This is a genomic window from Anaerocolumna chitinilytica, from assembly GCF_014218355.1.
Lineage (GTDB): Bacteria > Bacillota > Clostridia > Lachnospirales > Lachnospiraceae > Anaerocolumna > Anaerocolumna chitinilytica.
In genome coordinates this window covers 4,961,460-4,973,678 of the sequence record NZ_AP023368.1, presented here as the reverse complement: position 1 = coordinate 4,973,678, position 12,219 = coordinate 4,961,460, and the positions used below count along the sequence as shown (strand labels likewise).

The following is a 12,219-nucleotide window of genomic DNA, read 5'->3' as shown; positions in this document are numbered from 1 at the left end:
TGTCTCTTCTAAATTTCAGGGGGTGAAAACAACATGAAAAACATACATTTAATCGCAAATGCCCACCTTGATCCTGTATGGCTGTGGAGGTGGCAGGAGGGATGCTCGGAAGCACTTTCTACTTTTAGAACGGCAGAAGAACTGACAAGAGAATTTGAAGGTTTTGTATTCAATCATAATGAAGCTATTCTATACGAATGGGTGAAAGAGAACAGTATAGGTCTGTTTCAGAAGCTGCAAACTGCAGTGCAGGAAGGTAGATGGAACATTATGGGAGGGTGGTATCTGCAGCCCGACTGTAATATGCCTTCGGGAGAATCCATTGTCCGGAATATTGAAAGAGGAAGAAGATTCTTTCAGGAATACTTTAACGCCCGTCCCACTACGGCAATTAACTTTGATTCCTTCGGACATTCCCGCGGGTTGGTGCAGATATTAACAAAGGCTGGCTACGACTCCTATATCGTGTGCCGGCCTGCGAAGAATGGATTCCCTTTTGAAGAACAGGATTTTGAATGGGTAGGCCTGGAAGGCTCCAAGATTATTGTGCATCGGTCTGATGAAAATTACAATTCCGTATGGGGCCAGGCAGCAAAAGAACTGACGGAATTTCTGCCAGATAAGGAAGCGGAAGAAGTTACATTATATCTTTGGGGAGTAGGAGATCATGGAGGCGGTCCCTCCAGAAAAGATCTGCAGGATCTGAAAGAACTGGCAAAGGATAATAGCAGCTATAATTTGATTCATTCCACACCGGAAGCTTATTTTAAGGAAAGAACGGCAAGGCCCATGGAGCTTCCAAGGGTAGCAGACGGTTTGAATCCGGTAGCAGAAGGCTGCTATACTTCTCAGATCAGGGTAAAACAAAAACACCGTGAACTAGAGAATGAATTGTATACTGCCGAAAAAATGGCAGCAGCAGCTTCTCTCCAGTTCGGCAGAAGTTATCCGGATAAGGAACTAAAGGAGGCGGAACATGCACTGATATTTAGCGAATTTCATGATGCATTGCCGGGTTCCGGCAGCCCATTCGTTGAAACTGACACCTTGCGCCTGTTGGATTACGGACTGGAACTAATGAGCCGGGTGAAGCACTCTGCGGCTCTTGCATTGGCTAGCGGAGAAGAACGGGTAAAAGAGGGCAGTTCTGTTATTCTGTTTTATAACCCTCATCCCTTTGATATAACCGGTGTCTTTACTTGTGAAACGGGACTGCCAAAGCAGAACTGGACCACTGATTTTATGTATCCGAAAGTAGTCTTTGATGGCGAAGAAATACCGGCGCAGGCAGAAAAGGAATCCAGTAATTTCAACCTGGACTGGAGAAAGAAAATAGCAGTGCAGGCCACTCTCAAGGCAGGGCAAATGAACCGTATGGATGTTTATTTCAAACCGCTGCCAAAACGTCCGGTATTTTCCGAAATCGTATCCAGCGAAGAGTATGTGTTTGATAACGGAGAAATGAAAGTTGTAATTGATACCACCACCGGTCTTTTAAAGGAGTATTCAAAGAATGGTATTTGTTATCTGACGAAAGAGAGCTTTCAGCTGGCTTGCTATGATGACACCCATAATCCCTGGGGACTTGGGAAAAAAGAGTCCCATAGCAGAAGGAACTTTCAGCTTCTGACATCTCACGAAGCGGCTGAGTATTGCGGACTAAGTGAAAAGGTTATTCCGGCGGTCAGAGTCATTGAAGACGGAGATGTTCGTACGACCGTGGAAGCAGTGTTTGGTTTGCATGACAGCAAGGCATATATCAGATATCAGCTGCCGAAAAAAGGCAGCGGCTTTGATGTTGAAATAGGTGTTAATTTTCAGGAAAAAGAGAAGTACCTAAAGGCAGTTCTTAAAACACCCGAAGAGAATGAAAGCTTTTCCGGACAGATTATGTTTGGCCGGGAAGAATTGAAAAAAGGAAAAGAAACAGTATCCCAGAAATGGATTATGGCAAAAGATAAGAACATAGATAAAGCTCTGGCAGTTATAAATAACGGTACCTACGGAGCCAGTTATACAGGATGTGAGCTGGGTGTAACCCTGCTTCGCAGTGCAGGTTATACTTCTTCTGACTTTATAATGGGAAAGGCCCTTCAGGAAGAGCAATGGGCGCCGAGAATGGAGCAGGGAGAACGCTTTTACCGTTTCCGTATACAGGGTGGTTCCGTAGAGGAAACAGAGCAAAGAATAGACGGGGAAGCAGCTGCATTTAATGAGGAGCCCTATGGCTTTTCTTACTGTCCTCCGGAAGAGGGTGAGAGGGCAGCGCAGTTTATTACGATAGATAACCCTCAGGTGATAATTTCTGCCATAAAAAGAGCCCATAATTTTAAGGGGTATATTCTAAGGATTTATGAAAGCACGGGAAAGGATACAGAAGCCAAGATTCGCCTTTTGGATGGAAGAATAGACCAGAATGTATTTTTAAAGGGCTTTGAAGTGAAGACGTACAAGATAGACCTGGAAGAATCCTGTCTTACGGAAATTGGATTGATTGAAGAATATCAATAACAGATTTGGATGAAGCCAAGACAATATAATTAGAAGAAACTGAAATATTTGATGCGAGGAGTTAAAAAATATGCTGAAATCAATTCCAAAGATACTGATTGACAGAGCAAAGGAACTGGAACAATATTATGAAAAGACTTATCCGAAGATGGCACCACTGGTCAGTCAGTGTTTTTTGAATACCATTGAAACCACAGTAAAGCAACTGGAGGATGGGAGCTATTTTGTTATTACCGGTGATATTCCCGCTATGTGGCTGAGGGATTCCGGGGCACAGGTAAGGCATTACATAAAGTATGCAAAAGAAGATAGTGAACTAGATACGGTAATAAGAGGGGTTCTTGAAAAACAGATTGAATTCGTACTGCTGGACCCTTATGCAAATGCTTTTAATGAAGCCTTTAATGGCAGAGGGCATAAGGATGAGACCCTGTGTAATGACGGAGTATGGGAAAGAAAATATGAAGTGGACTCTTTGTGTGCACCGCTTTATTTAGCTTATAGATATTGGAAGGAAACAGGAACAACGGATATCTTTCAGGAGAATTTTCTGAAAATGGTAAAGAAGATTATAGAGGTATTCCGCACAGAGCAGGACCACTGTGCCAATTCCCCTTATTACTTTCAGCGGTTCAACTGTGTTGAAACAGATACGCTGCCCAGGGAGGGAAAAGGAAATGTAGTGGCTCCCTGCGGAATGACCTGGTCCGGTTTCAGACCTTCCGATGACCGCTGTATTTATGGGTACCTGGTTCCTTCCAATATGATGGCTGTCCAAGCCTTAAGATATGCGGCAGAAATTATGGAGGCCTTTTACAGTGCAGAGAATACTGGAGCTGAGTGTAACAGGCTGGCAGAAGAAATTCAAAAAGGTATTGAAGAATATGCAATTGTAGATTATCCTGAAGTTGGGAAGATCTATGCATATGAAACGGACGGAATGGGTAATCATGTGCTGATGGATGATGCCAATTCCCCCAGTCTTTTGGCAATTCCTTATCTGGGATATGCAGATGCAGAAGATGAGATGTATAAACGCACCAGAGCTTTTGTCCTTTCAAAAGAAAATCCTTATTATTTTGAAGGTACTATGGCAAAAGGTGTGGGAAGCCCTCATACCCCTGATGGATATGTATGGTGTATCGGGATTACGATGCAGGCATTAACCTCTACAAATAGGGAGGAAATTATGCAGTGTCTTGAAATGTTAGCAAAAACACATGGGGATACGAACTTTATGCATGAATCCTTTAATCCTAATAAGGCGGAGGAATATACCAGACCTTGGTTTGCCTGGGCCAACTCTTTGCTGGGAGAATTGCTGGATAAACTCATGGAGGAAGGCTTTTTTAAAGAGTAATAAAATCAAGCAAGGGATTATCGGAAAGGAGTTGCAATGGGGATTCATATTAATAGGTTACCGGATTACATTCGCCTGGTCACAGAAACAGAAAAAAGATTGCTGTCTCAGGAAGGGGATTGCTATTCTTATGGTGATGTACAGGTTAAAACCGAGTTGGCAAACAAGGAACTGAGGATTTCATTGACTGCAGAGGATACACCCGTTCGCTTTGTGGTTTGCAGGTTTAACGGCAGCTGGGATGAAAATTATTATTTTCTGGGAGATGCCATTGAACGAGGCTATGGGAACCTAAAATGGGAAGGGATGGATCCCCAGCGCATTATGCCTTGGTACTTTATGGCTGCCTGTGAGAAAGAAACCTTAGGCTATGGTGTTAAAGTAAGACCCTCTGCACTTGCTTTTTGGATGTGTGACCCGGAAGGTATCACACTGTGGCTGGATACCCGCAGCGGTGCTAAGGGAGTTATTTTGGGAGGAAGAGAATTAGTACTTGCCTGCTTGATAGAAAGAAAGAGTGCAGTGAGCCAAAAATCCTTCTCTTTTATGAAAGATTTTTGTCAGGCACTTAGCGATCAGCCTGTTTTTCCCGAGGAACCTGTTTATGGCAGTAATAACTGGTATTATGCCTATGGAAACAGTTCTGAAGAGAGGGTATTAAAGGACACCGCTTTATTGGCAGAACTGACAGAAGGGCTAATAAACAGACCTTATATGGTAATTGATGATTGCTGGCAGGAACTGGCCCTCACGAAAGGGGCGGCAGGAAGACCTTATGAAAGAGGCAATGTCAGATTCCCGGATATGAAGGGGTTAGCGGATAAGATGCGGGGCATGGGTGTGCGCCCCGGTATCTGGATAAGGCCGCTGGAAACAAATGAGATGTTTTTAAAGGAATCACTTCGCTCAGAAAGAAACCGGAATGCTCTGGATATTTCTCAGGCAGAAGCCCTCCAATTGATTGGGGAGGATGTAAGAAGAGTTGCAGACTGGGGTTATGAACTGATTAAGTATGATTTTGCAACCTATGATTTTTATGGCGACTTCTATAGCCAGCCTCTACCCTGGTTAAAACAGGAGGGATGGGGGCTGAAGGACCGCAGTAAGACCTCTGCGGAAGCAATAAAGGATTTGTACCGGGTAATTTATGAAAATGCCGGAAATGCAGTGATTATAGGCTGTAATGTAATCGGACATCTGGCAAGCGGTTATATACATCTGCACAGAAGCGGAGATGATACCAGCGGACATTCCTATGACCGCAGTATCATGATGGGAGTAAATACTCTGTGCTTTCGAATGGGGCAGCACAAGAATTTCTTCCATATAGATGCGGACTGTGTGGGAATAACTTCGGATATTGAATGGAAAGATAATAAAAAGTTTCTTGATTTATTGTCCTTAAGCGGCACACCTTTATTTGTATCGGTGGACCCCGAGGAGGTAACCGCAGAAATGAAAGAAGACTTAAAGGCAGCTTTTGGCCGGGCCAGTGAACAAAAGGATGACTTGGAAGCCCTGGACTGGATGCATACCACTATACCTGAGAATTATAATATTAACGGTGAGCCAAAGTCTTATAACTGGATACGCCCCTTTGGTCTTGAGGATTTTTCTTCTTTATAACCAGGTGAACGGATTTTATTTTCTATATATTATGAAATTGGAGGTTGGTCTTAATGCAGAATCCTTTTACCGGCAGGTTACAGCCGGCTCCGAAAAACGGCGGCTTTTATATGGAGAATTACTGGATATGGTGCGGTTCTGTAATAAAAGGTGAAGATAACCGGTATCATATGTTTGCCTCGCGCTGGCCGAAAGAAATGGGATTTGGCGCAAATTGGCTGTTCAATTGTGAAATTGTCAGAGCCTCCAGTGATTTACCTCAAGGGCCTTATCAATTTGAAGAAGTTGTCTTATCCAGAAGAGGCAGAGAATTCTTTGACGGAATGAATGTACATAATCCTTCCATCAGGAAATGGAACAACAAATATTTTCTATATTATATGGGGACAACTTATGGCGGACCGATTCCGGGAGGGGAAAAAGAAATCTCAAGTGAGAGATTTACGGAAGTTTGGAATAATAAACGTATTGGTCTGGCAATCTCTGATTCGGTTTTTGGACCCTGGAAAAGATTTGATAAGCCTATTCTGGAACCAAGAGATTATAACCATTGGGATTGCACCGCCACCACGAATCCTTCCGCTGTGATTCTAGATGACGGCACCACTTATATGCTGTACAAATCGAGAACCTATGCCGCCTCAACATTGCAAATCGGTGTAGCAATAGCGGATAAGCCCTGGGGAGAATACAAGCGGTTATCGGATAAACCGATTTTTCATTTTGATAACCCTGACATTCATTTGGAAGACCCTTTTATGTGGTACGAGGACGAGATGTTCCACTTATTAATAAAAGATGATTATAAAAATGACTGCGGTGGAATCAGCGGAAAATGGGGGTCCGGTATTTATGCCTCCAGCAAAGACTGTATCCATTGGAATATAGCAGAAGACCCATTGGTATACAGCAGAGAGGTTTTGTGGGAGGATGGGAGTGTAACCACACAATGTAATCTGGAACGCCCCAGCTTGCTGTTTGAGAACGGAAAACCCACCCATTTGTTTCTGGCTACCGGAAACGGTGATTCCCCTTATCAGTTCTCGCATACCTGGAATATGGTTATCCCGATTAGAAATGATTAACTGTCAATTCTTTTGTCAGTCTACCTAGCTGTAGATTAAATGTCATTTTCATCCCCGGGGAATTGTATGCTAGTACTACAATAACCATTAGGATGCTGCTTAAGATACAATCGCCTTGTTTTTGCTTATTGATTCTGTTATACTATATTTTGGCCTCTTGGATGATTTATCCATATAAACCTTTCAGAAGGTTTTGGAAAAGCTTGTATAAAGAAGTAGCAAAGAGCCAAAATAAAAGAAATAGTATTATAATAGAAACAGAATACCCATAGAAAAGGTGGATGTATCATGGAAGCACATCTTTATAAACATAAATTTGCACACTATATCCTCATTATTGTAGGAACTATCCTTATGGCAGTGTCCGTTAATGTGGTATATGAACCATTGGAGATGGTAACAGGAGGTCTCTCCGGTCTGGCAATTGTTATTAAGAAAGTAACAGGAGTCTTTATTGAAGGAGGTATTCCTCTCTGGATTACCAACTTATTATTAAACATTCCCTTGTTTATAACCGCTGTTATCGTTCGGGGCAAAACCTTTGTAAAACATGCACTGTTTGCGGAAGTGAGCTTTACAATAGCACTTGCGTTGGTTCCGACTACCTTTCATTTTGTGGGACAGGATTATCTGCTGGCAGCAGTTTTCGGAGGAGTAATCGGTGGTACCGGAATCGGGCTTGTGTTTGCTGCGAATGCATCTACCGGAGGCACGGATTTACTGGCTATGATCATTCATAAGTTTAAGCCTTATTATACAGTTCCAAGGATTCTTACGGTAATCGATGGTTTGGTAGTTATCATCGGTATTATCAGTTTTGGTATTACCAAGGCCCTTTATGCTATCATTGCGGTATATATATCCGCTAAAATATCCGATAGTATCCTGGAAGGACTTAAGTTTGCGAAGATGGCTTATATTATATCGGATGAATATGATCGTATTGCACAGAAGATAATGGAGCAATTGGACAGAGGGGTAACCGGTATATCTGCCACCGGTATGTATTCCAACAAGGACAAAAAAATGCTTTTTTGCGTGGTTTCAAAAAAAGAAATTGTGGAACTGAAAGAACTGGTAGCAGAAGTTGATCCCAAAGCTTTCATTATTGTGAGCGACGCAAGAGAGGTCATGGGTGAGGGCTTTAGAGAATATAGACAGTAATTTTAATGCGAAAACAACTAAAAATCGGTAAAAGTACTTATTTTTGCGATGAATATACAAAGTATACAAAATGGCAAAAATTAATTTGTGGAATTGGGATATGGCTTTAGCAGTGCTAATAGTGTATAGTAAAACATATAGTAATAGTACAAGACAGGACACATGATGACATAAAAATTTAGGGAGGAAATTATAAAAATGGCAAGTTTATCTTTAAAAAACATCAATAAAACATATCCTAACGGTTTCGTAGCTGTTAAAGATTTTAATCTTGAAATTGCAGATAAAGAATTCATCATCTTCGTAGGACCTTCAGGATGCGGTAAATCTACAACTTTACGTATGATCGCTGGACTTGAAGAAATCACTGGTGGGGAATTATGGATTTCTGATAAGTTAGTAAATGACGTAGAACCTAAGGATAGAGATATTGCGATGGTTTTCCAGAACTATGCTTTGTATCCTCACATGTCTGTTTATGATAATATGGCATTCGGTCTTAAATTAAGAAAGACACCGAAGGACCAGATTGATAAATTAGTTCGTGAAGCAGCTAAAACTCTGGATATCGAACATTTATTAGACCGTAAACCCAAGGCTTTATCCGGTGGTCAGAGACAGCGTGTTGCTATGGGTCGTGCTATCGTTCGTAATCCTAAAGTATTCCTTATGGATGAGCCTTTATCCAACTTGGATGCTAAGCTAAGAGTACAGATGCGTATCGAGATTTCTAAATTACATCAGAGATTACAGACAACCATTATCTACGTAACACATGATCAGACAGAAGCTATGACATTAGGAACAAGAATCGTTGTTATGAAGGATGGTATCGTTCAGCAGGTAGATTCTCCTCAGAATCTTTACAATATGCCTAACAACTTATTCGTTGCTACATTCATCGGATCTCCTCAGATGAACATCATCGAGTCCACAGTTGTAAAGACCGGAAATACCGTTTCCTTACAGTTTGGTTCCCACTCCATCAAATTACCTGAAGCAAAGGGTAAGAAGATTCTTGATGGCGGATATGAGAACAAGACAGTTATGTTAGGAATTCGTCCTGAAGATGTAAAAGATGAAGAAATGTTCATCAGCAGCTCACCTGACAGCGTTGTTAGTGCAACTGTAAGAGTATACGAATTATTAGGTGCTGAAGTTTACCTGTATTTCTCAGTAGATCAGTTCGATGTAACTGCAAGAGTAAATCCTCGTACAACTGCAAGACCTGGCGATACAATTAAGGTTGCTTTTGACTTAACAAAGATTCATGTATTTGATAAGGAAACAGAGCAGGTTATTACACACTAATAATATTGAAATTATGAAATATCATATATAGAAAGCAGGGAGCACCTTATGGATTCTCCCTGCTTTTGTTATCTTGCTATATAACCTCTTATGATAGGCCAGAGTTTATCTTCCATATAGTTTAATATATAAACAATATAGAAAATAGTTGGAATTAATATTATTGTACGAAAAATATTATTAAAATTATATAAATTTAGTTTACTTCTTACGAAAGGAATGCTAAAATAGGGGTTATAAAAATGAAACAATGAGAACGTAAAGAAAAAGGAGTGACAATATGATATCAAACCAGATCCTGCAAAGCACCATTGAGGGATTAAAAGGCATAACCAGGATTGATCTTTGTGTAATGGATACAGAAGGAAAGACACTGGCAACTACGATAAATAATGCAGATGATTATGAGAATGCTGTTCTCAACTTTGTGGATTCTCCCGCCGACAGCCAGGTGCTTCAGGGTTACCAGTTCTTTAAGGTGTTCGATGAACATCAGTTAGAATATGTAATCTTGGCAAAGGGTGACAGTGATGACGTATATATGGTTGGAAAGATTGCTTCCTTCCAGATACAGAATCTGCTTGTAGCTTACAAAGAGAGATATGATAAGGATAACTTTATTAAGAACCTTCTCTTAGACAACCTGTTATTAGTGGATATCTATAACAGAGCAAAGAAGCTGCACATTGAAACAGATGTAAGAAGAGTAGTATTTATCATAGAAACAAAGAATGAGAAGGACATCAATGCCCTAGAGACTGTCAGAGGTCTTTTCTCCGGTAAGACAAAAGACTTTATTACCGCAGTTGATGAGAAGAACATCATTCTTGTAAAAGAACTTAAGCCCACTGAGAATTATGACGATATGAATAAGACAGCAAAGATTATCCTGGACATGCTCAATACAGAAGCTATGACCAAGGTACATGTTGCTTTTGGTACTATCGTAAATGAAATTAAGGATGTTTCCAGGTCATACAAAGAAGCTAAGATGGCATTGGATGTCGGAAAGATTTTTTATAGTGACAGAAATGTTATGGCTTATAGCAATCTCGGTATCGGTCGTCTTATTTACCAGCTTCCCATGCCTTTATGCAAGATGTTTATCAAGGAAATATTTGATGGAAAGTCTCCCGATGAATTTGACGAAGAGACGCTGACTACCATAAACAAATTCTTTGAGAATAATCTGAATGTATCTGAAACCTCCAGACAGCTGTATATTCACAGAAATACACTTGTTTACCGTCTGGATAAACTTCAAAAGAGTACTAACCTGGATTTAAGAGTATTTGAAGATGCAATTACCTTTAAGATTGCTCTGATGGTTGTAAAATACATGAAGTATATGGAAACACTGGAATACTAGAGATAAGCTTAAGAAATCATATTGCTGGATAAGAGGGATGGGCTTTCTTTAGCCTTTCCCTCTTTTTATTTTAATATTAGATTAATGCCCTATATTCCGGACTTTTTATATCCAATAAAGGAATAGCTTATTCGACTTATAGAAAGGTAAAGGTAAAATGGCTTATAATAGAAACAAAGAATTGGAAGATGCAGATGCACAAGTTATTGTGTTTGAACGGGTGTCAAAGTCTTACCAAAAAGGAATCCCTGCTATTAATAACATCAGCTTTCAGATAAAAAAAGGTGAATTTGTATTTATTGTTGGCAGCAGCGGTTCAGGAAAATCAACGTTAATCCGGTTAATCCTAAAGGAAATTGAGCCCACAGCCGGAAAAATATATGTGAATTTTAAAGATCTGACCAGAATGAAACACCGGCAGGTTGCAAAATACAGAAGAGGAATCGGTGTGGTATTTCAGAACTTCCGTTTATTAAAGGACCGTAATGTTTTTGAAAATGTAGCCTTTGCCCAGAGGGTAATTGAAGTACCGGGGAGCACTATAAGAAGACAGGTGCCTTTTATGCTTTCTCTAATGGGTCTTATGGATAAACAGAATTCTCTGCCTACGGAATTATCCGGCGGAGAGCAGCAAAGGGTGGCACTAGCCAGAGCGTTGGTGAATAATCCGGTAATTTTACTGGCAGATGAGCCCACCGGTAATCTGGACCCCAAGAACTCCTGGGAGATCATGAAGCTGTTAGAAGATATCAATAAGAGAGGCACTACTGTTGTTGTGGTAACACATAATAAGGAAATCGTTGACAAAATGCAGAAGAGGGTGATTACCATGAATAAGGGTATATTAATCAGTGACGAGCAAAGAGGTGGATATTCCCATGCGTATTAGTACAATTGCCTACAGTATGAAGCAAGGCTTTAAAAATATTCGAAGAAACAGAATGTTTTCAGCTGCTTCTATAGGAACAATCGCTGCCTGCCTTTTTCTTTTTGGTATCTTTTATTTTGTAGTGGCGAATTTTCAGTATATGGTAAAGACAGCCGAGACATCTGTTGGTGTAACTGTGTTCTTTCAAGAAGGAATCAGCCAGGAGCAGATTGATAAAATCGGAGATGAAATTAAAGCGAGAGCAGAGGTTGCCTCTGTTACCTTTATTTCAGCCGAGGAGACCTGGGAAAATTATAAAAAGAAATATTTAAACAAGGAACTGGCAGAAAGCTTCGGAGATGATAATCCTTTAAAGGATTCGGCATCCTACGCCGTTAAGCTTAATGATGTTTCTATGCAGAAATCCTTGGTATCGTACATAGAAGGGCTTGATGGGGTCAGACAGGTAAATCATTCTGACAGCATTGCAAATACCTTTAAAACATTTAATGCATTGGTAGGATATGTTTCGGGAGCAATCATTATTATACTCTTTGCGGTGGCAATATTTTTAATTAATACTACTGTAACGATGGGTATAGCAGTAAGAAAAGAAGAAATTGCAATTATGAAATTAATCGGAGCTAAGGATTCTTTTATCCGGGCACCGTTTATTGTCGAAGGAGTTATAATCGGTATTTTAGGTTCGATTATTCCTCTGGGATTTTTATACTTTATGTATAACAGGCTGATAGATTATATAGCAGGAAAATATAATAATATTTTCCGGAGCTTTCATTTTATTGAAGTTAATGGTATATTTAAGACATTGGTTCCTCTCTGCCTTGCATTAGGAGTTGGAATCGGCTTTTTTGGCAGCTATTTGACGGTAAGAAGGCAGCTTCATTTAAAAGAAGGAAAGTAA

9 protein-coding genes are annotated in these 12,219 nt (G+C 40.4%); all 9 read left to right on the top strand.

Annotation, left to right across the window (positions count from 1 at the left end; all coding sequences use genetic code 11):
* Window positions 1–33: 33 nt before the first annotated feature.
* Window positions 34–2,511: a glycoside hydrolase family 38 N-terminal domain-containing protein gene (locus tag bsdcttw_RS21630; RefSeq protein WP_185256859.1), complete on the top strand. Its 2,478-nt coding sequence runs from the start codon at window positions 34–36 to the stop codon at window positions 2,509–2,511.
* A 70-nt stretch (window positions 2,512–2,581) separates the two neighbouring features.
* A complete protein-coding gene (locus bsdcttw_RS21625; protein WP_185256858.1) occupies window positions 2,582–3,871 on the top strand; it encodes a glycoside hydrolase family 125 protein in 1,290 nt (429 codons plus the stop codon).
* A 36-nt stretch (window positions 3,872–3,907) separates the two neighbouring features.
* The gene (locus bsdcttw_RS21620; protein ID WP_185256857.1) at window positions 3,908–5,497 is read left to right on the top strand and encodes an alpha-amylase family protein; all 1,590 of its coding nucleotides are present in this window, start codon (window positions 3,908–3,910) and stop codon (window positions 5,495–5,497) included.
* A 53-nt stretch (window positions 5,498–5,550) separates the two neighbouring features.
* Entirely contained in the window at window positions 5,551–6,582 is a 1,032-nt protein-coding gene (locus bsdcttw_RS21615) for a glycoside hydrolase family protein (protein ID WP_185256856.1), read from the top strand.
* A 288-nt stretch (window positions 6,583–6,870) separates the two neighbouring features.
* Window positions 6,871–7,746, top strand: a complete 876-nt coding sequence (locus bsdcttw_RS21610) for a YitT family protein (protein ID WP_185256855.1) — start codon at window positions 6,871–6,873, stop codon at window positions 7,744–7,746.
* A 198-nt stretch (window positions 7,747–7,944) separates the two neighbouring features.
* The gene (locus bsdcttw_RS21605) at window positions 7,945–9,057 is read left to right on the top strand and encodes an ABC transporter ATP-binding protein (RefSeq protein WP_185256854.1); all 1,113 of its coding nucleotides are present in this window, start codon (window positions 7,945–7,947) and stop codon (window positions 9,055–9,057) included.
* A gap of 280 nt (window positions 9,058–9,337) precedes the next feature.
* The gene (locus bsdcttw_RS21600) at window positions 9,338–10,426 is read left to right on the top strand and encodes a PucR family transcriptional regulator (RefSeq protein ID WP_185256853.1); all 1,089 of its coding nucleotides are present in this window, start codon (window positions 9,338–9,340) and stop codon (window positions 10,424–10,426) included.
* Between the two features lie 157 nt (window positions 10,427–10,583).
* Window positions 10,584–11,315 carry a cell division ATP-binding protein FtsE gene (gene ftsE, locus bsdcttw_RS21595; RefSeq protein WP_185256852.1) on the top strand — a complete coding sequence of 244 codons (732 nt, stop codon included), beginning with the start codon at window positions 10,584–10,586 and terminating at the stop codon, window positions 11,313–11,315.
* Window positions 11,305–12,219, top strand: coding sequence for a permease-like cell division protein FtsX (gene ftsX / locus bsdcttw_RS21590; protein ID WP_185256851.1), 915 nt, complete (start codon window positions 11,305–11,307; stop codon window positions 12,217–12,219). The genes ftsE and ftsX overlap by 11 nt, the downstream gene beginning before the upstream one ends.